The following is a 25,626-nucleotide window of genomic DNA, read 5'->3' on the forward strand; positions in this document are numbered from 1 at the left end:
ATTTTCCATGGTATTCACCTTCCCCTACTCCGCATAAGCACCGTAGCGTTTTTCAAGTCTATGGAAAACTTTAGTCAGAACAAATGTCATCGCCAGATAGAAAACAGCGGCTACAATAAACGGCATCATGTTAAAATCCCGCTTAACAAAGGATTGTGCTGTCCGCATCAAATCATTCATCGCCAAAACATAGATTAAGGAGGTATCTTTGACAAGCGTAATCGTTTCATTGCTCACCGGTGGCAAGACATTCCGGATCACCTGCGGCAAAACAATCCGGCGCATCGTTTGACTATAGGTCATTCCCAGTACTTTCGCCGCTTCGAATTGTCCCCGATCAATCGACTGAATACCCGCGCGAAAGATCTCCGCAAAGTAGGCCGCATAGTTTAAGACAAAAGCCACAAGCGCAGCCTGAAAGTCTGTGAGGGTAATGCTGATTCCCGGCACGAACGGCAAGGCATAATAGACGAATAAGAGCTGCAGCATCAGCGGAGTTCCCCGCAATAGCCATATATAAAATCCAAGAAAGGATTTTAACGGCCTAAAACGGGAAATTCGCCCTATGGCAATGAACAAACCCAAGGGCAAAGAAAGTATGATTGTTGCAAAGAACATTTGTAATGTAACTGTTGTGCCCTCAAGCATAGGCCCAATTATCGATGATAGATACTCCATTGTTGCCCCCAAACCTTCCTGATCAAAATATTTAAAAACTTAGAAAAGGCCAATGGTGTAACCATCGGCCGGTCTTATTGACTTTCTTTATGATACTTTATAATACTTTATTTAACAATATTTTTCCCGAACCATTTCTCGGAAATTTTAGCAGCGGTACCATCTGCTTTCATATCATCAAGCACTTTATCGACTTTGTTCAGGAGTTCGGTATCATCCTTCCGGAACCCTACGCCATAATCTTCAGTTCCGAAGGTATCCGTTAAAATGGTATATTCCCCGGGCTTTTTAGCGGTGTAATAGCGTCCGACGATTTCATCGATAACGACCGCATCGAGGCGGCTAGTTTTTAAATCCATCAATGCCTGTGAAAAATCACCATACAGTTTGAGTTCCTTGAACGACTTTTTAACCTGGGGTTCATTATTGATGGCATCAACACTTGTACTTCCGTCCTGTGTTCCGACAACCTTACCCGCGAGATCTGCTTTCGTCTTAATGGTCGAGTTTGCCGGCACAACAATGATTTGTTGGTTGGCCATGTAAGGCTTAGTGAAGGCGATGTTTTTCTTTCGATCTTCGGTAATCGTTAAACCATTCCAAAGGACATCGACTTTCTTGCTGTTTAATTCGACTTCCTTACTATTCCAATCAATCGGTCTGAATTCGATTTCCATATTCAAGCGTGAGGCCGCCTCTTTGGCCATTTCAACATCAAAACCGACAAGATTGTTATTTTCATCGCGGAAACCCATGGGTGCGAAGGTATCATCCAAACCAATCACAATTTTCTGAGGTGTTTTTGTCTCAGCTTTCTTCCCCGCATCTTGAGTACCGGTATTTCCGCAACCCGTTAACAATAACCCACTCATGACTACAAGAAGAAGCGCACTTACGATCTTTTTCATAGAATATCTCCTATCCTTTAATATTGTATGTTCCTATTTTACTTTAACATACTAAAGAGGTAAAGTGATAAATAAGTCAATTATTAAAGGTTTTTAGAGACATGTCTCCGCATACTTTTATTTGCTGTCATTTTCTCGGATTCTTGTTAACTTGTTAATCAGGCCCTTACTTTCTCTTTCACATTTTCTGCTTCGATTGCTCTTAGAACTCCATCGGTATGAACCTTCCCTGATATGATTGAATCGACGACTAATCCGTTTTTCAAGGAAACAGCCGTAGAGATGACCTGCCCTGACGGCTGTAAAACTTCCAATCTTTGATTTAGGCTTCGTTTTGAGCCTTGTTGCGAGCCTTGTTTTAAACTCTCTAATATACCGATAGCAACCGTACCGCTTCCGCATGCGGTTTCATAAAACAGCGTATCAATGGATCTTACCCAGACGACCGGATTGATTTTCAGTCTTTGATCCATCTTTTCGATAAAGATGACGCCAACGGCTTCCGCTTCGTTAACCGAAGCTTGCTTGATGATTTTCATTGCCGATTCTTTAAGCTTATTTTTGTCTTCTAAATATGGCTTAGCCCTTTCCGCTTCCACAAGGATATGGGTTATTCCCTCCATCTTGACCTTAGTAATTCCGGGTTGGAGAGCTGTAACAGCATCGTTCGCTGCATAAACAGGGATTTGCGACCATACATTGCCCGCTTGATCTACACCGGCTCTTAATACGCCCTTTGCTCCCGATACCTTGATTTTTATTTCACCGATTTTACCGTTAAGGTAAGCATAAGCCGCACATCGTGTTGCATTCCCGCAAAATTCGCCCCCTGCCATGATCAGCTTCGGAGATCCTTCAGTATCGATAAAGCCTACCTGTTCAACGTTCGCATGTCTTTTCATAATCGTATCATTTATTCTTTTCATCAATGTCTGACTGAAATTCATGCCTTGGACTAATGCTGTATCATTGCCGCAGGGGCTGTATATTGAGTATCGAATGGCTTGTTTCATATTCGACTCCTTATGGCATCTTGACTTGCCGCGTTGAAGGGTTGCAAACCTTGAGATGGACGATCGGAGTTCCCGTAAAAAGCGTGCCGTTTATCGCACCTCTCATGGTCCGCGCAAAGGTATAGAGCCAAAGCATAAATAAGATCACCGTTAGAAACAGGGTATAGCCTGCAGTCAGTGAGCTTCCAAAACAGGCGGTGATCTTTTGGCCAGCGAGCGTATATGCAGCCAATGGGAAGATAAATGCCCACCATCCCATGCTGAACGGAATCCCGCCCCTGCGGATTTGGTAGATACAGATCAAAATTATGATTCCGAAAATCCAGACACCGAAGCCCCAAATCGCAACCGCTATCAAATTTGTAAGTTGGGTTGAGGCCAAAAGTCCCATCGTTTGAGCATTTTTTGAAGCATCAATCATCGCGTTGGCTGCCAACCCTACCGCACCTAGAAATATCCCGAAGGACGGCGTCGCTGCTGCGGAAGGCAGTTGATGCAAAGCTAAGCGTACAAAAACGATTGAGCTAATAAAAATAAACAGGAAAAAACCAATTCCGAATAAAACCGTATTTGTGATAAGAACGGATAAACTCCATTCCGGATGGAGCTTGATCGTAAGCGTGAGCACCGGATTGCCGATTAGGGAAACGGCCATATTCGCAATCGGAGCCATAATCCAAGAGAAGTTGATCATTTCCGGATCAGGTGTCTCTTGGGCCTTTATCATTCTAAACGTCATATAAAACGTAAAAAAAGTCACGACGATAACCGCGATTATCCATAGCGGAAAAATGAGCTTAAAGGTTAAAACTTCTCCCAAGTGCGGACTCCAGATCAGATAAATATTGGTTCCCAAGATCGCAGTTCCGATGGCCATCGTCACAAAGAAGTTCCCGATCAGTGGGTGCTGTAAATCGCGGCGAGCATACTCATAGTAAAAAAGCCAACGGAGAATCCAAGGAACTAAAACGATAAAATAGAGAATATCGGCAAGAGCTGCGATGGCTATTCCTAAGAAGTAACCTAAGGAAAAGGAGTCGCGCCAAAGATATAAGATATTGGCAAGCCCGCCTGTCCCCATAATTACCGCAAACCAAGCCGGAGCTAAATATTTAATGTAATGACGTTCTTGCACCACTGTCACCTTTCTTCTTACCCGATAATCTTGCGAAGTACTTCTAAGAAGCGATCCATTTCCGGATCACTGCCAATACTGACTCGCAGGTAATTGTCAATTTTCGGCTGTTTAAAATAGCGAACAAGGATCGCCTCATTTTTTAATTTCTCGAACAGTTCTTCCGCCTTAATCTGGGGGTGTGTGATAAATATAAAATTCGTCTGCGAAGGACCTGTCTTAAAGCCTATTTTTTGCAATTCAGCGATGACTCTGTCGCGAGTCTCTATGATTCGGCGGCGTGTCGTCTGAAAATACGCTTCATCCTTAACCGCCTCAACCGCTCCGGCAAGAGCTAAGCGATCTAAGGTATAGGAATTGATTGAATTCTTGATTCTTTCTAAGCCTTGAATCAAATCGCAATGTCCAAGGGCAAAGCCAACCCGCAAGCCTGCCAGCGAACGTGATTTGGAAAAGGTCTGCACAACCAGCAGGTTGGGGTATTTATCCACCAAGCGCTGAGCGGACTCGCCCCCGAAATCAATATAGGCCTCATCGATGATCACAACCTTTTCCTGATTATGACGCAGGATATTCTCAATGGCCTCAAGCGATACATATTCGCCTGTCGGGGCATTGGGATTCGGAAAGATAATTCCGCCGTTGGGCTTAAGGAACCGCTCCACAGGAAGTGTAAAATCCTCGTTCAGGGGAATGAGCTCATAGCCGATCTGAAATAAGCGAGCATACACAGGATAAAAACTGTAGGTTATGTCCGGAAACAATATAGGCTGTTCGGGATCGAAGAAGGCCATAAACGAAAAGGCTAATACTTCATCAGATCCATTCCCTACAAAAATCTGCTCCTTCTTTAATCCATAATAAGCGGCTAGGGTATTCTTTAATTCCTCGCCATTGGGATCGGGATAGAGCTTCAGACTCTCATTGGCTGCAGCACGAATCGCTTCAAGAACTCTAGCTGAGGGAGGATAGGGATTTTCATTCGTATTCAGTTTGATGTACTTTTTATCTTTTGGCTGTTCGCCCGGTACATAAGGCTCAACACCGGCAGCAAGTTTACTCCAATATTTACTCACAGTTTAGTCTCCTTTGCTTCATCTTTCTCCATGTATTCTAGAATAGCAGATTAGAGTAAATATTGTCTAGAAAAAGGAAATAAGCAAAAGGCTGCTTTGCAGCAGCCCCGTGCTTTCGTGTATGGCGGTTTTGGCTTAGAAGTCGCTTAACATGGCTAAAATATTGAGTACGCAGTAAAAGTAATTTACCAAAAAGGATGTTTGATATTAATGAGTATTTTTACAGAGCTAATAATCAGAGGTGTCCTCGTTATTGCGTTAAATGATGGTATTATTCTTTACGTCATTAAAAGGCGTTCTACCCCAATCACTATTCCTTTGATTTTAGGAATAATTTTAGTAACAAGTGTCGCACTGGTAATTAACATTTGGTATTGTCTTAAAAGGAATGGAGTAATTTGAATTTGCTCACTATGCCAAACCCAGCAGCCGTACTGTATTGGCAACGACAAAGCAGATAACCACTCCGGTAATTGTCGGTATAAGGAAGGAAACCAAAGTCCATTTCCAGCTCTGTGTTTCCTTCTTTATTGTCCAGCATGTGGTTCCACAAGGCCAATGCATGAGGGAAAAGAGCATGACACAGACCGCCGTCAGCCAAGTCCAGCCGTGAGAAACTAAGAGCAGCCTTAGTTGATCCAGGCTATCCAACTCCAGGATATTCCCTGTTGCCATATAACTCATGATAATGATCGGAACAACAATTTCGTTCGCCGGAAAGCCAAGAATGAAAGCCATCAGGATGAAACCGTCTAAGCCGATTAAATGGGCAAAGGGATTAAGAAAATTAGCGGCATGCGACAGGAGGCTCAGATCATCCAGGTGTATGTTGGCTAAAACCCATATGATCAGGCCTGCCGGTGCAGCTACGGAAACAGCACGGCCTAATACGAATAGCGTTCTGTCAAATACTGAACGGACGATAACCCTGCCTATTTGCGGTTTTCTGTAGGGAGGAAGCTCAAGCGTGAACGAAGAAGGAAGTCCTTTCAATATCGTTATGGAAAGCATTTTAGATATGAGCAAGGTCATAACAACCCCCAGAACGACAACCCCCGTTAAGAGCAAGGTTGAGAGGATCGATTGAAAAGGGCCGGCAACAGTTCCCGCAAAGAACATGGTAATAATGGCAATTAAAGTCGGAAACCGACCGTTACAGGGTACAAAGTTATTCGTGATGGTCGCAATGAGTCGTTCTCTTGGAGAATCAATGATTCTGCAGCCGATGATACCCGCAGCATTACAACCGAAACCCATACACATGGTTAAGGCCTGTTTGCCATGGGCACATGCTTTTTTAAAATAATTATCCAGGTTAAAGGCGATTCGGGGCAGATAGCCTGAATCCTCCAGCAGGGTGAATAAGGGGAAGAATATAGCCATTGGAGGCAGCATAACCGATACAACCCAGGCCAGAGTTCTGTAGATACCCATCACCAATACTCCGTGAACCCACGGGGGAGTGCCTGCCCAAATAAAAAATTCGGTTAAATGGTCCTCAATCCAAAATAGGAAAGTAGAAATCACTTGTGAAGGGTAATTGGCTCCCGTAATGGTCAACCAAAAAATTACAGCTAAAAGGCCGATCATCACCGGTATTCCAAAAGTTTTAGAGGTTAAGATGCTGTCAATTTTCCGGTCGGTTTGATTATATTTAACGTTTTCAAAAGTAACCGCCGAACTATAGATTTTGGCTGCCGTGCCTACAATATCGGTAACAATTGTATCCCTGAATTGATTATCATCAATATTCGCTTCGCTGAGGATATTTTGGGCTTCCTTGATTTTCTTGGCGATGGTGACTTTTTCCGTTAAGTCATATCCAAGGTATCCGTGAAGGGCTTGCAGCAACGTTTTGTCTCCGTCAAGGAGTTTTATAGTGACCCACCGACTATTATGCGAATTGCCTAGAATCTCCTTTACACTCGGTTCGACCAAAGCAATCGCCTGCTCAATCGGATCAGTATAATTGATTCTTAAAGGAACTGTCGCTGTCGTTTCCCCTTTACTTGTAAGGTCATATACGGCATCCATCAGTTCGCTTAAACCTTCTCCGCTTCTTGCACTGGTCCCGATAACGGGTATGCCAAGCTGCTCAGAAAGCTCGTTTAAGTTGATGTTGATCTTCTTGCGCTTAGCTTCATCCAAAAGATTAACACAAACAACAACATTAGCAGTAATCTCCAAGGTCTGCAGGACCAAATTTAGATTTCGTTCCATACACGTGGCATCGGTAACGATGACTGTCGCATCGGGATTTCCAAAGCAGATGAAATCCCGGGCAACTTCTTCTTCAACTGAGTTTGCCATGAGTGAGTAAGTACCGGGTATGTCTACCAGCTTAAAGTTTCTATCTTTATGTTTGTATTGTCCTTGAGCGTTCGCTACTGTTTTACCCGGCCAGTTGCCTGTGTGTTGGTTAAGGCCGGTTAAACTATTGAACACTGTACTTTTCCCCACATTGGGATTTCCGGCAAGAGCAATGACCTTTTCATCAGAGGTGCTGCGGATAATTTTCAGCTCGCTTTGCAAGACGCTGCTTCCAGAAGATTGGCTTGTAAGTCCCATCTTTGATAAAGCCCTCCTTTAAACGGTTTCAATCTAAATGGTTTCTATCATAATTTTGGAGGCTTCTTCTGAACGAAGGGCGATAACGGCACCGCGAATATGGTAGGCGATAGGATCACCGGAAGGGCTTTTTTGCAGAGCTTCCACTTCAGTATCGGAAACCAGGCCTAAATCAAGAAGTCTTCTCCGAATGGTTCCGTCGGCAGTAAGTACTTTTACCTTACCCTTCATCCCTAACGGTAAAAAATTGAGCGGCATAAATTTCTCTTCCATACTCTAAGTACCTCCTCCAAACAAATATGTTCTATTCACTTTAAGTCGGGTGCAAAACTTTTTCTCTACCCTAAGATATGTAAAATAAAACAGAGTGTTACGAATATAATTGAATCAGGGATTGATTTAAGGGCGTGATGATCATGGACGAAAAAGAATTTTACACAGTCCGGGGATACCAGCTCCTGGAACAAAATAGGAGCCTACTGACTTCGGCTATGGAGGATTATCTGGAGATGATCTATAGAAATAGCTTGCAGGACAGCTATCTCCGCATGAATAAGCTTGCCGAGCTATTGAATGTCAAGGCTTCATCCGCCTCAAAGATGGTACAGAAACTTGGAGAATTAGGGTTTCTAAACTATGAGAAGTACGGCATTGTGCTACTGACTGAAAGCGGTAAGGAGTTAGGCGAATTTCTCTTGGGACGTCACCGGATAATCGAGGACTTCCTGAAATTTCTGGAGTGCGATAATATCTTGGTCCAAACGGAATTGATCGAACACAACATCAATACCCATACATTAGAAAATATAAAGATACTCAATGACTTCTTTATGAGTCATCAAGAAATAGCGGATAAGTTCAGGCAATACAAAAATAACGATCAAAGCTAACGGTGGTCATGTAGTTTCGGGTCTTTTGCAATAACCCATAATTATGGGCATACAAAAACGGGGCTGTTTTGCAACAGTCCCTCTTGTGTTTTAATTTGCTTTATTTGATTTACTTTATTGATCGCTACTATATAAAGGAAACTTACTTCAGGTGGAGTTTTGACTCCCGATAGTTCCGGTGGAACTATCGCACTTGTTTCTGTAGTTTAGTTGACTTATCCAGGGACTTAGCGCCACTTATCTCCTTCTTAGGAAGTGGGAGTCTTAGTGGCAGTTAGTCATCGGATAAAGCTCAGTGGCCGCGAATATCCTTGTCTCTGTATATCCAAGTGAAATGTCAGGACTTCAAGATTGACCGCTAGGTCGACTTCACGCAGTTCAATTTCTTGAGGCACTGTCAAGTGAATCGGCGCGAAGTTCAAGATCGCCTGAACGCCGCCTTTCACCAAAGCATCCGCTGCTCCTTGCGCCGCATCCGCCGGCACTGTAATAATACCAATGCGGTTCTTATTTTTTGAGATGACTTCTTCGATCCTTTCCGACGGTAGAATTTCAACACCCTCGACCATTGTCCCGATCTTATTCGGGTCATTATCAAAGATACTGGTAAAGTTAAAGCCCCGTTCTTTGAAAACGCGATGCATAGTTACAGCTTGTCCCAAATGGCCAAACCCTACCAAGGCAACCGTCCATTCTTCATCCAAGGATAGGATCTTTAAAATATCCCAATTTAATTGGTCTACATCATAGCCTACGCCCCGTGTCCCAAATTCTCCGAAGAAGGAGAGGTCTTTTCTTACTTGAGCCGGATTTACGCCGGCCCCTACCGCAATATCTGTAGAAGATATCGTAATTTTCCCCTGTTTTTTCAGTTTCGAAAGATAACGCGAATACACGGAAAGTCGTGTGATTGTCGCTTCCGGAACTTTAAGTGTTCTCATATCTACCCCGCTCTTTCTTTATCATTCTCTATTTTTCAATACTTTTTATCAATTTGCTGCTTATTCTGCTAATATATCACCTATTATATTATAGAGCAACTAAATATATCAAGTAGTTACTATAAAGTTCATTAGTTACTCAAAAGTAACTCAGTATTCAATTGACCCTTTATTACCTATTAGCACTATTATGCCTATAGGGATACTTAGTAGTCCAAAAGATACTTAGTATTTAAATTGTAGATTTCATGCTCTTGTATATGTTATACTTTTTTATATTGATTTAAAAGTTATCTTTTTGTACTTAATAACACTCAGGAGATGAGATTTGAACAATGTGCAAATCCTTAGCAGCATCGGAAAGCCATAATAAGTGCCCCATGAAAGAACAATGTCTACAGTACTATAAATGTCCAATGATTTTAGTCCAGGAACTGCTGGCCGGAAAATGGAAAATTCTTATCTTATGGTATTTAAGCTTTAACACGCTCCGTTTTAGTGATATCAAAAAGCTACTGCCTCAAGTCACCCAAAAAATGCTGACCCAGCAATTAAGAGGATTAGAAGATGATAAACTCATCTTTCGAAAGGTATATCCGGTTGTACCCCCGCGGGTCGAATACGGTTTAACAGATGTCGGTAAAAAGATTCTGCCGATCCTTGAATTGATGCATGGATTCGGTGCTTCATACTTAAATACTGTTATGGATAAAAAAGATGAAGAAGATATAAAGGAAGGTCAACTATGTCTCAAGAAACCGCAAACCTGACCCGTGTTTATTTAGAAGATAAAGAGATTATCCTGATTGGAACGGCACACGTCTCCAAACAAAGTGCGGAGCAGGTCAAAGAAGTGATCGATGCCGAAAGACCCGACTCTGTTTGTATTGAGCTTGATGAACCCAGATATCAAACGCTTATGGACGGAAATAAGTGGAAGGAAACCGATATTTTTAAGGTTATTAAAGATAAAAAAGCGACATTGCTTTTAATCAATCTTGCCCTTTCCTCTTTTCAAAAACGTATAGCTAAACACCTGGGAACCAATGCCGGTCAGGAAATGATCCAAGGCATTGAATCCGCTCAAGAAATCGGAGCAAATCTCGTCCTTGCCGATCGCGATATTCAAATTACGTTCTCAAGGATTTGGCACAACATCGGGTTCTGGGGTAAAACAAAGCTTCTTATGGAAATCATCATCAGTATTTTTGATGATGAAAGCATTTCCGATGAAGAACTGGAAAAAATGAAATCCCAAGACATGTTAAACGCCATGCTTCAAGATTTCGCAGCCAACTTTCCTAAATTAAAAGCTCCTTTAATTGATGAGCGCAATGAGTATTTAGCCCAAAAAATAAAGGAAGCTCCCGGGGAAAAGATTGTTGCCGTATTAGGGGCTGCTCATGTCCCCGGTATTAAAGAAGAACTTTCGAAGGAGCATGATCTAGCCCGTTTAACTGAGCTGCCCCCGAAATCGAAGATTGCACCGATCATCGGTTGGTCTATTCCCGTTCTCATCCTCGCGCTGATCGCCTATACTTTCACTATTAATCCTTCCGCCGGAATCCAGCAAAGCTTAAGCTGGGTGCTATGGACGGGAACTCTATGTGCCATAGGCACCACACTTGCTTTAGGTCATCCTTTGGCTATTCTGACCGCCTTCGTTGCCGCTCCGATATCTGCTTTACATCCGCTTATAGCGGCAGGTTGGTTTGCCGGACTTGTTCAAGCCTATTTTCGCAGACCCAATGTGGGTGACTTTGAATCTCTATCTGAAGACATTATGAGTATCAAAGGATTTTGGAACAACAAAGTAACGCGTATTCTTCTGATCGTTGTTTTTGCCAATCTCGGCAGTTCGATAGGTTCCATCATTGGCGGAGCGGATATTGCCCGTTTATTCTTGCAAAATTTATAGAAGAAGGATAGATTGACAGGTACCTTGTTTCGACCATAAGAGGTACCTGTCAATCTTTTTTATTTTATTTTATCTTTTTGTTCTATTTGATCTGGTTATGGGTGGCCTGTGATCATCTTCATGGCATGTTGTGCAATTAGCGAGACCCTGCTCGTTATCAAGCTGGCTTGCTGCTCCATTATGGCAGGATAAACAACCGGCGAATTCGGCACCCGGCTGGTATACACTTGTAAAGGTTCCTGCCTTCCAAGCGTTCAAAATTTCCGCCGCCTTTGCTGCTGTATCTGCCGCAACTTTAGCACAGCGGTCTTTCTTCCGATCAGAACTCACTTTATTATGCGTTTCGTCGCACCATTTCGTTACCGATTGGTGGCATAGCGGGGAATCCGAAATCGTTTGCCTTACCTGAGTAAATGCGGCATAGGAATCCATCAAACGGCTCGGAAACGGATTTGTCGTATACCAACCGATCAATTCATTTCCTAATGGATCTACAGATGTACCCGCTGCCAAATTCATCACATAGAGTGAGCCGTTTAAGGCGCCGCACAGCGTCCCCCAGTTAAAAGCCCCCCCTTTTCCATACTTAAACATATCAATGGGCAAGGTATCCCAAGGTGTTCCCGTTGCTTCATAAAGGGTATCAATAAGTGCCTTTGCCGATGCGTACATACAACCGCCGGCGTAATAGTTTTCATAGGCCCGCTTTCTAATTACTGTCGGATCAAGTGAAACATAGGGCCAAGGAAGTGCCGGTGCCGCAGCTTGAACACTTTTGGGATTAAGAACACTTCCGATACCGCTTGATACTGCAACCCCTGCAGCGAAAAGACCAAAACCTTTCAAGAAATTTCTTCTATCATAATTTTTCTCTTCTATGGACATAATTCACACCTCCATTTTCTCAAACTTAACGTTTATGACCTGCCCGGTCAGTATGACATTCTAAACAGTCCATTTGTCCTTGAACATTATCGAAACGGCTTGTCGGTCCGACATGACACGGCAGGCAGCGGGCAAAATCCGCATCGGGCTGATAAGCGGCAGCAAAACCCCCTGCTTTCCAAGCATTTAATAATTCTGCTGCTCTTGCTGCCGTGTCCCCTGCAAGCTTTGCGCAGCGATCTTTCTTTTGAGGGCTGTTCACGGTTGCACCCGCTGCATCACACCAAAGGCTGACAGACTGGTGGCAGAGGGGGGAGTCTGCTACTGTAGTTATTTGATTAGGATATTGACAATAGCTTTCGTGAGCGCTGCTCGGGAACGGGAACTTAGAATACCAGCCTAAAAGTTCCGGTCCAATTGTTGCTGCGGCTGCATCCCCGGCTGCTATCTCGATAATCGCTAAGGAACCGTTTAAAGCTCCGCATAGGGTTCCCCAGTTTAACGCTCCGCCCTTGCCGAACTTAAACATATCGGCAGGTATAGAATCCCAAGGTGCACCGACTGCTTCAACTAACGTATCCAGCAGTGCCTTTGCCGAAGCATACATGCAGCCGCCGGAAAAGTAATAAGTATATCCCCTTTGTCTTACAACATTAACATCAAGGGTTTGGTAAGGAAAGGGCAATGATGGGGCTGCCGCCGCGGCCGTTTTAGGATCAATCCCGCTTGCAACGCCGGTTGCTACTGCACCTACTGCAAAAACCGCAGTTCCTGTTAAAAATTTTCGCCGAGATACATTTTGGTTTCCCTCTGACATTGAATAACACCTCCAAATTGAAGTTTAGTTTGGATTTGAGCTTGGTTTTGGGTATGTGTTCACATAAACAATTAGATATATGCACATCCCCTTTCGTTATTAAATTTATTTATGTGTACACAATATTATTTATATAAACAAATTATATCCTCTAATTCCTCCAATTTCCATACATAATAAAAAATACCTTCTGAATTATCAGAAGGTATTTTACCTCACCATTCCTTGCGCCAAGCTTATCCCAAAAGCATCCGATCATTATCCATGGCGGAGCCGCTTCGTTTTTCAAACTGTTCAACGAGCTTATCAATGGTCATGTTTTTTCGTTCCTCACCCTGAAGGTCCATAATAATTCTTCCTTCGTGCATCATGATCGTTCTCGTTCCATATTCCAGAGAAGCCTTCATATTATGGGTAATCATCAGCGTGCAGAGGTTTTCCTCACTCACGATCTTTTGAGTTAAACTCATCACCTTTTTAGCGATACCGGGATCAAGGGCTGCGGTATGCTCATCTAAGAGGAGCAGTTTAGGCTTGACTATTGCTGCCATGAGCAGGGTTAAGGCTTGGCGTTGTCCTCCGGAGAGCAGCCCCACTTTCTGCTTCATGCGGTTTTCAAGGCCCATATCCAAAAGTTCAAGCCGTTCCTGCAAGAGGCGGCTATCCTTCTTGCGAAGTCCCGGTCTTAAGCTCAACGCTTCACCTTTCGCCAAGGCGATCGCCAAGTTTTCCTCTATCGTCATATCAAAAGCCGTCCCCTTTAAGGGATCCTGAAAAACACGGCCGATCAAGCGAGAACGTTTATATTCGGGGTCAAATGTAACATCGTCAGAATCGATAAAAATCCTGCCTTCATCAATGAGGAAAACACCGGCAATTCCGTTAAAAAGAGTCGATTTTCCGGCTCCGTTTCCCCCAATAACGGTCACAAACTCACCTTCCCGCAGTGAAAGGCTGACGTTTTGCAGTGCCCGTTTTTCATTGATGCTTCCCTTAGCAAAGGTTTTGCTCATGGATTCGATTTTTAGCATAAAGCGCTTCCTCCCTTTCACTGTTTTTTTACGACACTCTCTTTTTTGACAAGCCGCGGCTTTGGTATTTCCGTTTTAAAGTGGGATAACTGCTTTTTACGACAGGTGTAGATAAGGCAATGGCTACAATTACAGCCGAGACAAGTTTAAGATCAGTCGGCGGCATTCCCAATTCTAAGGCAACGGCAATAATCAGCCGATACAAAATTGAACCCAGGACAACCGCCAATAAGCGGCGGAATAACGTTTTTACCCCGAAAATGGCTTCACCGATAATGACCGAGGCCAAACCGATAACGACCATGCCGATTCCCATGCTGACATCAACGAAGGATTGTTCCTGGGCAATCAGTGCACCGGAGAGGGAAACAAGTCCGTTGGAAAGGGCCATTCCGATCAAGATAATGAAATCTGTATTCACCCCTTGTGAACGGACCATCTGATCATTATCACCGGTCGCTCTCAGAACGAAGCCCAGCCGCGTTTTTAAGAAGAGATAAAACAAGAAGAGAATGACAAGAAGGATGATACTATCAAAGATAAGACGAGCATAATTTCCGGGGATGAGGCCCTCGATAAAACTATAGACTGTCGGCTTATTAAGAAGGGGAATATTGGCCTTCCCGCCCATCACTTTAAGATTTATGGAGTAGAGTCCCAGCATCGTTAAAATTCCCGCGAGCAGGGGCTGGATTTTCAGTTTCGTATGGAGGAGAGCCGTGACACACCCCGCGCCACAGCCCGCGATAAAGGCAAGCAACAGACCTAAAAAGGGGTGACCGCTGACACTCGTGATTATTGAAACAGCTGCTCCAAGCGTAAAACCACTATCCACCGTTAAATCCGGCATATTAAGCGAGCGAAAGGAGAGAAATACTCCCAGCGCTAAGATTGCATAGATAATCCCCAGTTCCAATGATCCTTGGAATGCAGTGAGTGTCATTTGTCTAAACCCCTTTTCTTAAGTTTCCTTTATCCTCTTAGTCTCCAAAGACTTGTGCCGCACCTTTGAGTACATCTTCCGGGAAAGAAATTCCTATGGCCTTAGCCGTATTTTTGTTCAGATAAATATCCATTTCGGACATTGTTTTCACCGGAATATCGCCGGCCTTTTTCCCGTTCAAGACCTCGGCCGCCATGTCGGCAGTCTCTTTACCCAGTATCGTATAGTTGATGCCATAGGTCGCTAAACCGCCATCTTTCACCATTGAGTCTGCACCGACATAGACCGGGATCTTTGCCTTATTCGCTGTTTGAGTGACAATGGGCATTGCCGAAGCAATCGTATTATCAATGGGGGAGAAAATCGCATCAACTTTACCGACTAATGAATTCACGGCTTGCTGAACTTCGGAAGAGTTCGTCACTGTTGCATTAACCACTGTCATATTGTTCTTCTTCGCATACTCATTCAGGTTTTCGATAACTGAAACGGAATTTGTTTCACTGGTATTGTAAAGTGCACCGATCGTTGTAATTTTCGGCGTAATGCGTTTGGCAAGTTCCATAATTTTTTCAGCCGAGACGCGGTCAGAAGTCCCTGTTACATTAGCGCCGGGGTTATTCATATCCTTGACAAGACCTGAGCCCACCGGATCCGTTGCCGCGGAGAAAATAATCGGAATATCTTTCGTTTCACTGACAACCGCTTGAGCAGACGGCGTAGCAATAGCAATAATCAAATCGTACTTATTGTTGACAAACTTTTTAGCAATGGTCTTTAAATTGGATTGGTCGTTTTGAGCATTCTGATAATCAATGGTGATATTTTCACCGTCTTTATAGCCTTTAGCCGCTAATTCTTCAATAATGGATTCCCGAATCGTGTTCAGCGAAGGATGCTCAACAATTTGAATAATCCCTATTTTTTTCTGAGCTGCGGAGTTCGCAGTTTTACCGGACTTGTCCTGGGCTGTTCCACACCCGGCGACAGATAATACCAGGGCAATCATTAAAATTACGGACATCATTTTTGTTAACTTTTTTTTCATTAAACAACCTCCTAATCATTCATTATTTATAACCAAAAACGCCTGTCCTCAAAACAAATTTAAGGACAGGCGTTATAACCTGCGGTACCACCTTAGTTGATGCATATAATAAAAATTCATTATATCCATCCTCTTTGTACAGAGTGCCATCACACCCTTAGCCCAATAACGCTGGCTATGCGTCGGAAGCTACTTAAGCTATTGCTAGCTCGTTTGCCCCGCCCTCAAAGGCCCATTTACCCGCTCCGTTACTTGCCGGGTTTTCACCTTCCCCGACTCTCTAAAAAGTTGGTCTTGCGGTTTTACTTCCTTTTCAACGGTTTTATTTATCTTATCATTTCCCATAGGACATTTCAATAGGTTAGGCAGATTGAAATACTTTATTTTTAGTATTTTTGGCGACGTACATCGCCTTGTCTGCTCTGCCAATGATATGATCGACAGGCTCTTCGACTCCGGGGTATGAACATGCCACTCCAAAGCTCCCTGTAATCTTGATTTGTACGTCTTCATAATCGGTCACCATCTCTTCCACGCTTTGGCGCATTCGTTCAGCGATCAAAAAAGCATCCTTAATTTCCGTATCAGGAAGGCAAATGATAAACTCCTCCCCGCCAAAGCGGCTTACAAAGTCATACGCCCGTTTTCCGCCGTTCAAGCAACGCGCAAACTGCCGCAGAACACTATCACCGGCTAAATGACCAAAAAAATCATTGATGGATTTAAAATCGTCCAGATCGACCATGATCAAAGAAATCCGCGTGTTATTGCGTTTTGCTCTTGCTAATTCTTCCTCCAGCCGAGTCATAAAAGCCCTGCGATTAAGACAGCAGGTCAGATAATCGATATTTGCTAAGGCCTCCGCTTCGACCTTGGCTTTTCTTAATGCGTCTTCCGTATTTTTCCTTTGGGTAATGTCCTGAATCTGGATCACAAAAAACTTCGGATTTCTGCTTTCGTCCCGTAACAGAAAAACCATCGCTTTTGCCCAAACGATACGGCCTTGTTTATGGATATAACGCTTAACTGATTCAAAAGAATCCTGTCTGCCCTCCAGTAACTCCTTGACGTAGGGGATTTCGCTTTCCCAGTCTTCCGGATGGATAAGGTCCTTGTGGATCATTTTCATAAGCTCGTCCTTCGTATAGCCCATAATTTTGCAGTAGGAAGGATTAATATCGATATACATTGAGTCAGGTCGTGTGATACACATTCCCAAGGGGGTTTTATCAAAGGCAATTTCCCCGATTTCAGCTTCCGCTTGAATGTCCTTAAGAAGTTGATTATGTTTTTTCTTGAGTTCGTATATATAGGCAACGAGGAGAACAAGGGTTAAGATGAGTACGCTTTCGAACAAGACATCTGTAATAACCATTACTTCACCTGATTCCTTAGGCTTACCATATATTGGTCTCCTTTCCTATATTCTATTGTTATGTATAAATTCCTTCTAAAACATTTCTAATTTTTGGCAAGGGACCGTTCGCTAATAAGATATTATTTAATATTCCGGATGGCAGCCTCGGCAAAGGTTGTTGTTACGATTTTATCATAGGGAGCAATGGTTTTGAGTTCACCGGCCTCCTGCAAGGCCTGCTGTAAAACATACAAATCCCTTTCCTGAAGAATAGGATCCTTCTTCCACGAATTTTGTTCCTTATAACGTTTGACGACACCGATAAGTGTTTCATCATTAGCATCAGGGAAATGAGATTTAATCGCTTTGGCTATTTCCTCCGGAGAATGACTATCGACCCAGCGCTGTCCTTTATAGATTGCATTGGTAAACTTTTGCACAGTCTGCGGATTTTTCGCAATATAACTCTTCTTGGCAAAATAAGCCGTATAGGGGACTTCTCCGCTTGACTTTCCTAAGGAAGCTACGATATAGGCTTTGCCCTCTTTTTCCATCTCCGAAGCCGTTGGTTCAAAAATGATCACATAATCCCCTTTTCCCCCAATAAAGGCCCCCGGCATTGCCGCAAATTGCATCGTCGTATCGATCATCACATCTTGACCCGGGGTCAAACCATTTTTCCGCAGAACGTATTGCAGAATGATTTCGGGCATTCCGCCTTTACGGCCGCCGATAATGGTTTTCCCTTTAACATCACTCCATTTAAAATTAGGATCGGGTTGGCGGGCCATGAGAAAAGTCCCGTCCCCATTGGTCAGTTGGGCAAAAACGATGCTATTGTCTTCTTTTCCCTCGTTATAGACATAGACACTTGCTTCGGGACCTGCGAAGCCGATATCCACTTGATCTGTCAAAACAGCGGTCATCACCTTATCTGCGCCTTGACCATTCATAAGCTCAACATCTAAACCTTCTTCTTTAAAAAAGCCTTGATTCAGTGCCACATACTGCGGAGCATAGAAAATGGAATGAGTAACCTCGGAAAGCTTGACCTTCGTCAAAGTTGTCTGCTGACCACATCCGCTTAATACCAAAGAAAAGCCTAAAAGTGCCACGCTAAGTAAGAGCATAAACCGTTTCATAATGATCCTCCCCCTTTTTTAAATTTACCTAAGGTCTGTTCCCTTTATGTAAAAAGTTTCAACTTAACGTTAGCCCCGATCACAAAATTCTATCCCCTGTGTTTGACCAACCACTTTTCCAGGATAACGATGCCTTGGTACATAAGGGCGGCCGCTACCCCAAGAATGAGTACGCTTGTCATGACCAAATCCAGTTTAAAAACTTGCCCCCCGTAAACGATAAGGTAACCCAGACCCGACTTCGACACTAAAAATTCACCGACAATCACACCTACCCAAGAAAGGCCGACATTGATTTTCAAAGCATTGATAATGGTAGGCAAGGATGCGGGAAGCAATACTTTAGTCAAAACCTGATATTTGCTTCCGCCAAAGGTTTGAACTAACTTAATTTTTTCTTGGTCAATCGAGAGAAGACCATTGAGCACTTCCATAATGGTTACAATCAGTGATATCGCCAACGTCATGACAATGATTGCCGCAGGTCCCGCCCCGATCCAAACAATGAATACCGGACCCAAGGCAATTTTGGGCAAGCTGTTTAAAATGACGAGATAAGGCTCAGAAACTTTGGACAAAAACTTTGACCACCAAAGAATAATGGCGATCAGCGTTCCCAAAAGTGTTCCCAGCACAAATCCGACAATGGTTTCCCAACACGTTATGGCAATATGCCCAAACAACGCGCCTTCTTGATAAAGCTGACCGATTGTTTTAATGATCCGGGAAGGTTGACTCGTTATAAAGGGGTCAACAATTCGAGCATCGGCAAGAATCTCCCATAGAGCAAAAGCTACGGAAACGATGAGCAGCTGAGTTATCCTCACCCATAATTTTTCTCGGCGAATGCTCCGCAGAAATGCCAGATGTTCCTGTGAAGGAGTTAAATTTTGAGGATCAGACATGAACATCCAGCTCCTTCCATATGCTTTGGAAATAGCCCCTGAATTCCGGGGCCTCCCTTGAGAGTAAAGGCGTCCGCTTTTCACCACTTAATTCAATCTTACAAATCTTCTTTACGCTCCCTGGCCGTTTAGAAAGAACAACCACTCGATCAGACATGCTAATACTCTCAGCAATATCATGAGTAACAAGGATAGCTGTCTTATTTTCCTGTTTAATAATGGCATAGATATCATCATTTACGGCAAGCCGAGTTTGATAATCCAAGGCCGAAAAGGCTTCATCTAAAAGGAGAATTTTCGGATCGGTGACTAAAGTTCGAATCAGCGCTGCTCTCTGCCTCATCCCCCCGGAAAGCTGACTCGGATAGGAATTGCGGAATTCGTAGAGTCCATATGTATTGAGCAGCGATAAAGCATATTCCTTAGCCTCTGGGGTTAGACCTTTTTGGATTTCTAACCCTAGGAGGACATTCTGAAAGATCGTCCGCCACTCAAAAAGCTGATCTTTTTGAAGCATATAGCCAATCTGCCGCGAGGCCCCACTGACTTTTTCACCGTTGACCAAAACCTCTCCCGTGGTTGCGGGAAGCAGTCCCGATATAATCGACAAAAGTGTGGATTTGCCACAGCCGCTTGGACCGACAATCGATAAAAATTCTCCATCCAGAACAGAGAAACTAATATGTTCAAGGGCAATTATTTCCCCATCGAGGGATTGATACTTCATTCCGATGTCATGTATGTCTACGACATTCTTCATTCGCACTCCCCCCTGTTCCTGATTCGGAACCGATTTGTCTTTATAGTGTATTGAGATGGGGCCGATTCGGTGAGTCTCAAGAACTGGTTATCTATGCCAAAAAGGGCCGTTGCATTGCAACGACCCTTTTTAAAGACTTTATTAAGATTACATCCTTGTTTTGATTCGTTCGATTGCTCGCTCCGTGTTTTCGCGGGTACCAAAAGCGGTCAGCCGGAAATAGCCTTCTCCATTTGCCCCGAAGCCGGCTCCCGGGGTTCCGACAACATTTGCTTCTTTGATCAGCTTGTCGAAGAACCCCCATGATCCCATGTTATCGGGTGTTTTCATCCAGATATAGGGTGCGCTGACCCCGCCGAAGACTTTGTAGCCTGCTTTCTCTAACCCTTCCCGAATGATCCGGGCGTTTTCCATATAATAATCAATGGTTTCTTTGACCTGTTTTTGCCCTTCGGCGGTATAAACAGCAGCCGCTGCCGCCTGCACTGGATAGGAAACACCGTTAAATTTGGTTGTCTGCCGTCTTAACCACAGGGCATTTAAGCTGTGAGCTTCGCCTTTCGCATCGTAAACCTTGACCTCTTTGGGAACAACCGTATAGCCGCAGCGAGTACCGGTAAAGCCGGCTGTTTTCGAAAAACTCCGGAATTCAACAGCGACCTCACGGGCGCCTTCAATCTCAAAGATGCTGTGAGGAACGTTGTCTTCACGGATAAACGCCTCATAAGCCGCATCAAATAAAATGATGGATTGATTTGCGCGGGCATAGTCAACCCATTGTTTCAATTCCTCTTTGGTAAGGGTCATCCCGGTGGGGTTATTCGGGAAACAAAGATAGATCATATCAACAGGCGTCCGCGGAAGAGCCGGTTTCATGCCATTGGCTTCAGTACAAGGAAGGTAGACCAGCTTTTCGTATTGTCCCTGTTCATTCGGGAAACCCGTCCGTCCGGCCATGACGTTTGTATCAACATAAACAGGATAGACCGGATCACTGACAGCAATGGTATTATTGATGCCGAAAAGCTCCTGGAAGTTCGCAGTATCGCTCTTCGCTCCATCACTAATAAACACCTCATCTGAAGACAGCTTTACACCGCGCGGGATAAAGTCATGGTCAATAATCGTCTGACTTAAAAACTCGTACCCTTGTTCCGGTCCATAACCACGAAATGTTTCAGCTTGACCCATCTCATCTGCGGCTTTCTTCATGGCTTCCACAACGGTAGCAGAAAGAGGACGTGTTACATCACCAATACCCAGTCGAATAATATCAGCCGCGGGATTTTCCGCCTTAAATTGATTCACTCTGCGCGCGATTTCAGAAAATAAATAACTCCCCGGTAATTTCAAATAGTTCTCATTAACTTGTGCCATGGTTTATGTAGCCCCTTTCTTCAGTCGACAATCCATAATTCATTTAGTAGAATTATATTTTTTCGGGGCAAGATTTGCAACTATATCCGATGACTAACCGAAACTAAATAGTTGCAGCAATGGATCAACAACTGCCGGTGAAAAATCCTTCTCCTTTCCAGCCTTTACTATATTTAGCGCTTGATCAATTTTCATTCCTTGACGATAGGGGCGATCAGCCGTTAAAGCCGCAAAAACATCCGCAACGGCAACAATCCGAGCATTTGGATGAATTTCTTCGGCCTTAAGACCCAAAGGATATCCCGTCCCTCCCCAGCGTTCATGATGCTGAATTATAGGTAGGAGTGAAGCTTTGGAAAGGCCGGATTCTTCAAGCAATTTGACCCCGTCCCGCGGATGTCTCTTCATCAATTCATACTCATCTTCGGTTAGTTTTCCCGGTTTATTCAAAATACTTTTAGGCACTTTTAATTTCCCTAGATCATGAAGGAGTGCGCCCCAGGCAATCTCTTTTAAACCCTTTTCACGATACCCCATCATTTTGGCCAGGAGCAACGTGAGGATTGTAACATTTACGGAGTGAATAAAGGTTGCTTTATCATATAACTGAAATTTGTTACAGAGTAATTCTGATCTTTGGGGTCTTCCAATTTCAGAAATCATGTCGTCTACATACTTCATAATGTCAGTCATCTCTTCTTGTTTTAAACATGTGGTATAAACATTGATATCTTGTATTGTAAATGAGGACAACCTATTTACCCCTCCCTGCATATATCTAGTCTTGTATTCCCTGAATACCTAATTTTCCTCTGGATTACAAGTATTTCTACATGATTCTGTAATATTCCTATATAATGTCTGAATTTCACACATTAAGTAGGAATTTTCATTATTCTTCGGATATTGAAATATATACCATGCTATAATTATTTCAAGTACCTAAAATTCTCGAATTGATGGAAGGAGTTTTTGTGTATTCTGTTAGACCTCTTTTCGCTATTCCCGAACAAATTGCCGGACAAATTAAAGAATCAGTATTACACGGGGACCTGCATCTCGGTGATCGACTCCCCTCCGAAAAGGAATTAGCTGAGATTTTCGGGGCAAGCCGTTCAACAGTCCGCGATGCTCTTCACCTGCTGAGAAAAGAATATATTATAGAAACACGCACAGGGAAAAATGGCGGGCATTTTGTTCCTCAAAAAGCCGCTCCCCAAATGATTAAGAATTTAAACGATTATGCCTTTTCATCATTCAAATACTATTCCATATCATTTGAACATTTCTTTGAGTTTCGTGTCCTCGTGGAAGCTCCCATGGCTGGCCTAGCCGCAAAACATCGATCAAATGAAGATTTAAATAGTTTAAAAAATGTCCTTGCTATCTTAAATGGTTTATGTCTGTCATCTCACTCGTCCTATAATTTTTTTCAAGAAGTAATTTCCTTTCAATATATTTTAGCTAAAGCGAGCAAAAACCCGCTAATGACAAAACTTATCGATTATTTATGTCAATTAAGCGAAGTCCTTACTTTCCAATTTTTGCTCTCTCCCCATCAGGAAAGGGAACTATATGAGGCTTTACTGTCCATTTACTTCACCGTAGAAAAGCATGATTCCTTAAACGCGGAGAAAAGAATGGTCGACTATTTACAACTACTTCAAGGAATGGAAGGGATGAAACACATTTATTTTTTTGGAACCGGAAATTGTTAAGCAATAATTTTTACGCTTAGAAAAAAGAGAAGGGGGAAAATCATTGGATCAGTACGTTATTTTTACTCTTGGTGAACAGGAGTACGGGATTGATATCTACTTAACTAAAGAAATCCTCAGAATACCTCAAATTACAAATATGCCTAATACGCCTGCCTTCATTGAAGGAGTCATTAACTTGAGAGGGATTGTCATCCCTATTATTGATCTTAAGAAAAAATTTAAGTTTGCGCAAGTAGAAAGAAGTGTTGACAATCGGTTACTTATTCTTGATCTAGAGGGAATGAATTTAGGTCTTATCGTTGATGATGTCTCTGAGGTCATTCGAATTGATGAACAAGAAATCGAAAAGTTAAGTACGGAAATTTGCACTATGGGTGCCAATAGTCTGCAGGGTATCGCTAAAGTTAACGAGCGCCTCATTCTATTATTAAATGCTTCAGAATTAAAAAAAGAGATTTTCAAATACGAACATGAAAGCGAGTTGTCATTATGATTTCAATTAATGAGTTAAATGCCTTAAACCTTTGTTGAAGTTCAAGCAACGATACAAACAAATAGACCTATGTATGTAATTACGAAAGAAGACGAAATCACTTGGATAAATAGCTCTGATGTTTTTAATATTGATGCTTTTAGTATTGGTACAAAAATAGATAGTAACAGAAGTGCTGTTTTAGCTGTTTCTCAAAATAAGGTCGTTACGCAGAAAATACCAAGATCGGTTTTGGGACTCCGAGTATTAGCAGTCTCTATTCCTATCATTGATGAAGAAGGCAATGCCGTGGGAGCCTTTTCCACCATTAAACCTATGCTTCATCCCATCGCCGCTGCCTTCAATCAAATTGCCCCCATTTTGACCGAGTTGTACCCGGGGGGTGCTGTGATGTATATGACAGATTTAGAGAAGTATGCTTACAAACAGGCCTCGAATACATTTGATATTCCTGATCTTCAAATTGGCAATGAATTAACTCATGAGGATATTGCCCTTAATACGATCAAAACAAAACAAAGCACCGCTAAGGAGTTCGATGCCAGTCTATATGGAATACCACTTTTAAATATCAACGCTCCCTTATTCGATGAGGAAAACGAATTGGTGGCTACCATAGGGATGATAATACCGAAGAAGCTCGCCTCAGAATTAAAGGAGATGTCTGCCAATCTTGATAATGGGCTCAGCGGAATATCTTCGGCCATTGAAGAATTAGCCGCTTCAGCATCCCAAATCCATGAAAATGAGCAACTTCTAAATAAAGATATTAAAGCAATCATTAGCATTTCCAATAAAATCAGCGAAATTTCATCATTCATCAAAGAAATTGCCGACGAAACTAAGATGCTCGGCTTAAATGCAGCCATAGAAGCAGCCAGAGCAGGCGATGTCGGCCGAGGGTTTGGCGTTGTTGCCGAAGAAATTCGGAAACTTTCGGAACAATCCAAAAGTACCGTTCCACAAATAAAGGAATTAACAGACGATATAAAAACCGCGGTTGAAGATGTCATCGAAAAAAGTAATAGTTCCTTGGGTTCAAGCCAGGAACAAGCAGCAGCCTCTGAGGAAATAACCGCAAGTGTCGAAGAAATAACGGCAATGGCAAGCGAGTTAAGCAATATTGCCAAAAAATTATAATTATGTGCGCATGAAAACGAGGCTGTTTCGCTTAAGGGGTTCCATTTTAAGGTGAGTATCATTGCGTTTCGAGTAAACAATGAAGTGGCTGTTAACTGGATCTTTTTAACAATAATCTGCTATTTTATTATAAACGATCTAGCAAATTATGATATAATTATCTTAATCCTTTGTTTGGGAGTGATAATATGAAGGCAATCAAAATCGAAAATCAAGACATCCTTGAAGCTGTAAAATCAGGTTCATCTTATTTTGAAATAGATAACCGGAAATTTCTTTTAATCGAAATCGAACAATATCCCGATCATAATGATACTAATGTTTACGATGTAACTAATAACGAGGAAAAACGACTGTTATTGGAAGCTTTAAAAGGAGATAACCCGATCCTTTCTGATTTAGAAATTGATAAAGTGTTGGGCTCTTTATGAAAATCCACTGGAGACGGTCGGCGGTTGATTCGCTTATATCCCTAGATAAATGGAGAAGAGAAATAGAACTAAGACCTATGGCATCATTCTTGAGGAAATACATCAATGAGTATTTCCAAAGACAAGACTTTTCTATATTTACTCCTGGAAAGGATGTAGTTATTGAAGGCTACTACATTAATCTAAAATTGTTGCTATTATCTATCGGAAAATCTGAACCGTACAAAGTTTTTTATCGTCGTGCGAATGATGAAATTGAAATTTTCCTGGTTCGTCATCCTCGACAAAATGAACTTTAAAATACAGTTAAATCATCACCACCCGTCCAACGGGTGGTTTGGGATAAGGCTATAAGCCTTTGTTACTGACCAGCGCCTAAAGACGCTGGCTTTCACATACGTTCAAGCTACTTGTCTTTGCCACCTTTGCCACCCCTAAAGGGGTATTTG

Annotated in this window: 26 protein-coding genes and 1 other annotated feature; of the genes, 7 read left to right on the plus strand and 19 right to left on the minus strand. The window is 42.8% G+C overall.

Translation table 11 applies throughout. The annotated features are described in order from the left end of the window. Nucleotides 1-24: 24 nt before the first annotated feature. The 7 genes from VB077_RS13635 to VB077_RS13665 all read right to left on the minus strand — a co-directional run bounded on the left by VB077_RS13635 (nt 25) and on the right by VB077_RS13665 (nt 7,651). Nucleotides 25-678 carry an amino acid ABC transporter permease gene (locus VB077_RS13635; RefSeq protein WP_323415803.1) on the minus strand — a complete coding sequence of 218 codons (654 nt, stop codon included), beginning with the start codon at nt 676-678 and terminating at the stop codon, nt 25-27. 107 nt (nt 679-785) lie between these two features. After that, the gene (locus VB077_RS13640) at nt 786-1,586 is read right to left on the minus strand and encodes an amino acid ABC transporter substrate-binding protein (RefSeq protein ID WP_323415804.1); all 801 of its coding nucleotides are present in this window, start codon (nt 1,584-1,586) and stop codon (nt 786-788) included. A 158-nt stretch (nt 1,587-1,744) separates the two neighbouring features. Further along, entirely contained in the window at nt 1,745-2,599 is an 855-nt protein-coding gene (locus tag VB077_RS13645; RefSeq protein ID WP_323415805.1) for a hypothetical protein, read from the minus strand. A 10-nt stretch (nt 2,600-2,609) separates the two neighbouring features. Then, nucleotides 2,610-3,734, minus strand: coding sequence for a C4-dicarboxylate ABC transporter (locus VB077_RS13650; RefSeq protein ID WP_323415827.1), 1,125 nt, complete (start codon nt 3,732-3,734; stop codon nt 2,610-2,612). 17 nt (nt 3,735-3,751) lie between these two features. Next, a complete protein-coding gene (hisC, locus tag VB077_RS13655) occupies nt 3,752-4,810 on the minus strand; it encodes a histidinol-phosphate transaminase (protein WP_323415806.1) in 1,059 nt (352 codons plus the stop codon). A 411-nt stretch (nt 4,811-5,221) separates the two neighbouring features. Then, a complete protein-coding gene (feoB, locus tag VB077_RS13660; protein WP_323415807.1) occupies nt 5,222-7,378 on the minus strand; it encodes a ferrous iron transport protein B in 2,157 nt (718 codons plus the stop codon). 33 nt (nt 7,379-7,411) lie between these two features. Next, complete coding sequence (locus VB077_RS13665; protein ID WP_323415808.1) at nt 7,412-7,651, minus strand: FeoA family protein; 240 nt, start codon at nt 7,649-7,651, stop codon at nt 7,412-7,414. 143 nt (nt 7,652-7,794) lie between these two features. Here VB077_RS13665 and VB077_RS13670 point away from each other — a divergent pair, with 143 nt between their 5' ends. Then, nucleotides 7,795-8,268: a metal-dependent transcriptional regulator gene (locus tag VB077_RS13670; RefSeq protein WP_323415809.1), complete on the plus strand. Its 474-nt coding sequence runs from the start codon at nt 7,795-7,797 to the stop codon at nt 8,266-8,268. 278 nt (nt 8,269-8,546) lie between these two features. On the opposite strand, the gene VB077_RS13675 is transcribed toward VB077_RS13670, so the two are convergent. After that, nucleotides 8,547-9,209, minus strand: a complete 663-nt coding sequence (locus tag VB077_RS13675; protein ID WP_323415810.1) for a redox-sensing transcriptional repressor Rex — start codon at nt 9,207-9,209, stop codon at nt 8,547-8,549. A gap of 335 nt (nt 9,210-9,544) precedes the next feature. Between VB077_RS13675 and VB077_RS13680 the strand changes: the two genes are divergently transcribed. Further along, nucleotides 9,545-9,979 carry a winged helix-turn-helix transcriptional regulator gene (locus tag VB077_RS13680; RefSeq protein WP_416337066.1) on the plus strand — a complete coding sequence of 145 codons (435 nt, stop codon included), beginning with the start codon at nt 9,545-9,547 and terminating at the stop codon, nt 9,977-9,979. Then, nucleotides 9,955-11,127: a TraB/GumN family protein gene (locus VB077_RS13685; protein WP_323415811.1), complete on the plus strand. Its 1,173-nt coding sequence runs from the start codon at nt 9,955-9,957 to the stop codon at nt 11,125-11,127. Before VB077_RS13680 ends, VB077_RS13685 begins: the two co-directional genes overlap by 25 nt. Nucleotides 11,128-11,196: 69 nt before the next feature. Here the strand turns inward: VB077_RS13685 and VB077_RS13690 are convergent, their stop codons facing one another. The 11 genes from VB077_RS13690 to VB077_RS13740 form a co-directional block, all read right to left on the minus strand. After that, a complete protein-coding gene (locus VB077_RS13690; RefSeq protein WP_323415812.1) occupies nt 11,197-12,012 on the minus strand; it encodes a C-GCAxxG-C-C family (seleno)protein in 816 nt (271 codons plus the stop codon). 25 nt (nt 12,013-12,037) lie between these two features. Further along, nucleotides 12,038-12,829, minus strand: coding sequence for a C-GCAxxG-C-C family (seleno)protein (locus VB077_RS13695; RefSeq protein ID WP_323415813.1), 792 nt, complete (start codon nt 12,827-12,829; stop codon nt 12,038-12,040). 236 nt (nt 12,830-13,065) lie between these two features. Beyond that, complete coding sequence (locus tag VB077_RS13700; RefSeq protein ID WP_323415814.1) at nt 13,066-13,860, minus strand: ABC transporter ATP-binding protein; 795 nt, start codon at nt 13,858-13,860, stop codon at nt 13,066-13,068. Nucleotides 13,861-13,888: 28 nt separating this feature from the next. Next, the gene (locus VB077_RS13705; protein ID WP_323415815.1) at nt 13,889-14,803 is read right to left on the minus strand and encodes an ABC transporter permease; all 915 of its coding nucleotides are present in this window, start codon (nt 14,801-14,803) and stop codon (nt 13,889-13,891) included. 37 nt (nt 14,804-14,840) lie between these two features. Then, nucleotides 14,841-15,851: an ABC transporter substrate-binding protein gene (locus VB077_RS13710; RefSeq protein ID WP_323415816.1), complete on the minus strand. Its 1,011-nt coding sequence runs from the start codon at nt 15,849-15,851 to the stop codon at nt 14,841-14,843. 58 nt (nt 15,852-15,909) lie between these two features. Then, nucleotides 15,910-16,177 (minus strand) — a binding site (T-box leader). A gap of 35 nt (nt 16,178-16,212) precedes the next feature. Then, nucleotides 16,213-17,226 carry a diguanylate cyclase gene (locus VB077_RS13715; RefSeq protein ID WP_323415817.1) on the minus strand — a complete coding sequence of 338 codons (1,014 nt, stop codon included), beginning with the start codon at nt 17,224-17,226 and terminating at the stop codon, nt 16,213-16,215. A gap of 122 nt (nt 17,227-17,348) precedes the next feature. Further along, complete coding sequence (locus tag VB077_RS13720; protein WP_323415818.1) at nt 17,349-18,350, minus strand: ABC transporter substrate-binding protein; 1,002 nt, start codon at nt 18,348-18,350, stop codon at nt 17,349-17,351. An 89-nt stretch (nt 18,351-18,439) separates the two neighbouring features. Further along, a complete protein-coding gene (locus VB077_RS13725; RefSeq protein WP_323415819.1) occupies nt 18,440-19,255 on the minus strand; it encodes an ABC transporter permease in 816 nt (271 codons plus the stop codon). Then, nucleotides 19,248-20,015 carry an ABC transporter ATP-binding protein gene (locus tag VB077_RS13730; protein ID WP_323415820.1) on the minus strand — a complete coding sequence of 256 codons (768 nt, stop codon included), beginning with the start codon at nt 20,013-20,015 and terminating at the stop codon, nt 19,248-19,250. The genes VB077_RS13725 and VB077_RS13730 overlap by 8 nt, the downstream gene beginning before the upstream one ends. A 147-nt stretch (nt 20,016-20,162) precedes the next feature. Further along, on the minus strand, nt 20,163-21,392 hold the full coding sequence (locus VB077_RS13735) for an LL-diaminopimelate aminotransferase (RefSeq protein ID WP_323415821.1): 1,230 nt from the start codon (nt 21,390-21,392) through the stop codon (nt 20,163-20,165). Nucleotides 21,393-21,485: 93 nt separating this feature from the next. Continuing rightward, a complete protein-coding gene (locus tag VB077_RS13740) occupies nt 21,486-22,145 on the minus strand; it encodes an HD-GYP domain-containing protein (protein ID WP_323415822.1) in 660 nt (219 codons plus the stop codon). A 221-nt stretch (nt 22,146-22,366) separates the two neighbouring features. Here VB077_RS13740 and VB077_RS13745 point away from each other — a divergent pair, with 221 nt between their 5' ends. The 4 genes from VB077_RS13745 to VB077_RS13760 all read left to right on the plus strand — a co-directional run bounded on the left by VB077_RS13745 (nt 22,367) and on the right by VB077_RS13760 (nt 25,177). Next, nucleotides 22,367-23,110: a FadR/GntR family transcriptional regulator gene (locus VB077_RS13745; protein WP_323415823.1), complete on the plus strand. Its 744-nt coding sequence runs from the start codon at nt 22,367-22,369 to the stop codon at nt 23,108-23,110. A 43-nt stretch (nt 23,111-23,153) separates the two neighbouring features. Then, nucleotides 23,154-23,606 carry a chemotaxis protein CheW gene (locus tag VB077_RS13750; RefSeq protein WP_323415824.1) on the plus strand — a complete coding sequence of 151 codons (453 nt, stop codon included), beginning with the start codon at nt 23,154-23,156 and terminating at the stop codon, nt 23,604-23,606. Between the two features lie 69 nt (nt 23,607-23,675). Further along, entirely contained in the window at nt 23,676-24,746 is a 1,071-nt protein-coding gene (locus tag VB077_RS13755; RefSeq protein ID WP_323415825.1) for a methyl-accepting chemotaxis protein, read from the plus strand. A gap of 188 nt (nt 24,747-24,934) precedes the next feature. Continuing rightward, the gene (locus VB077_RS13760; protein ID WP_323415826.1) at nt 24,935-25,177 is read left to right on the plus strand and encodes a hypothetical protein; all 243 of its coding nucleotides are present in this window, start codon (nt 24,935-24,937) and stop codon (nt 25,175-25,177) included. The last annotated feature ends 449 nt before the right edge of the window (nt 25,178-25,626 follow it).

It is taken from the genome of Desulfitobacterium sp. (assembly GCF_034927245.1).
Classification (GTDB): Bacteria; Bacillota; Desulfitobacteriia; order Desulfitobacteriales; family Desulfitobacteriaceae; genus Desulfitobacterium_A.

Excerpts from the sequence above, each read along its gene's own strand:
- VB077_RS13730 (WP_323415820.1), bottom strand. The coding sequence starts at position 20,015 with ATGAAGAATGTCGTAGACATACATGACATCGGAATGAAGTATCAATCC.
- VB077_RS13735 (WP_323415821.1), bottom strand. The coding sequence starts at position 21,392 with ATGGCACAAGTTAATGAGAACTATTTGAAATTACCGGGGAGTTATTTA.
- VB077_RS13645 (WP_323415805.1), bottom strand. The coding sequence starts at position 2,599 with ATGAAACAAGCCATTCGATACTCAATATACAGCCCCTGCGGCAATGAT.
- VB077_RS13710 (WP_323415816.1), bottom strand. The coding sequence starts at position 15,851 with ATGAAAAAAAAGTTAACAAAAATGATGTCCGTAATTTTAATGATTGCC.
- VB077_RS13695 (WP_323415813.1), bottom strand. The coding sequence starts at position 12,829 with ATGTCAGAGGGAAACCAAAATGTATCTCGGCGAAAATTTTTAACAGGA.
- VB077_RS13715 (WP_323415817.1), bottom strand. The coding sequence starts at position 17,226 with ATGGTTATTACAGATGTCTTGTTCGAAAGCGTACTCATCTTAACCCTT.
- VB077_RS13690 (WP_323415812.1), bottom strand. The coding sequence starts at position 12,012 with ATGTCCATAGAAGAGAAAAATTATGATAGAAGAAATTTCTTGAAAGGT.
- VB077_RS13670 (WP_323415809.1), top strand. The coding sequence starts at position 7,795 with ATGGACGAAAAAGAATTTTACACAGTCCGGGGATACCAGCTCCTGGAA.
- VB077_RS13725 (WP_323415819.1), bottom strand. The coding sequence starts at position 19,255 with ATGTCTGATCCTCAAAATTTAACTCCTTCACAGGAACATCTGGCATTT.
- VB077_RS13685 (WP_323415811.1), top strand. The coding sequence starts at position 9,955 with ATGTCTCAAGAAACCGCAAACCTGACCCGTGTTTATTTAGAAGATAAA.
- VB077_RS13720 (WP_323415818.1), bottom strand. The coding sequence starts at position 18,350 with ATGAAACGGTTTATGCTCTTACTTAGCGTGGCACTTTTAGGCTTTTCT.
- VB077_RS13760 (WP_323415826.1), top strand. The coding sequence starts at position 24,935 with ATGAAGGCAATCAAAATCGAAAATCAAGACATCCTTGAAGCTGTAAAA.
- VB077_RS13700 (WP_323415814.1), bottom strand. The coding sequence starts at position 13,860 with ATGCTAAAAATCGAATCCATGAGCAAAACCTTTGCTAAGGGAAGCATC.
- VB077_RS13680 (WP_416337066.1), top strand. The coding sequence starts at position 9,545 with ATGTGCAAATCCTTAGCAGCATCGGAAAGCCATAATAAGTGCCCCATG.
- VB077_RS13665 (WP_323415808.1), bottom strand. The coding sequence starts at position 7,651 with ATGGAAGAGAAATTTATGCCGCTCAATTTTTTACCGTTAGGGATGAAG.
- VB077_RS13675 (WP_323415810.1), bottom strand. The coding sequence starts at position 9,209 with ATGAGAACACTTAAAGTTCCGGAAGCGACAATCACACGACTTTCCGTG.
- VB077_RS13705 (WP_323415815.1), bottom strand. The coding sequence starts at position 14,803 with ATGACACTCACTGCATTCCAAGGATCATTGGAACTGGGGATTATCTAT.
- VB077_RS13635 (WP_323415803.1), bottom strand. The coding sequence starts at position 678 with ATGGAGTATCTATCATCGATAATTGGGCCTATGCTTGAGGGCACAACA.
- VB077_RS13640 (WP_323415804.1), bottom strand. The coding sequence starts at position 1,586 with ATGAAAAAGATCGTAAGTGCGCTTCTTCTTGTAGTCATGAGTGGGTTA.
- feoB (WP_323415807.1), bottom strand. The coding sequence starts at position 7,378 with ATGGGACTTACAAGCCAATCTTCTGGAAGCAGCGTCTTGCAAAGCGAG.
- VB077_RS13755 (WP_323415825.1), top strand. The coding sequence starts at position 23,676 with ATGTATGTAATTACGAAAGAAGACGAAATCACTTGGATAAATAGCTCT.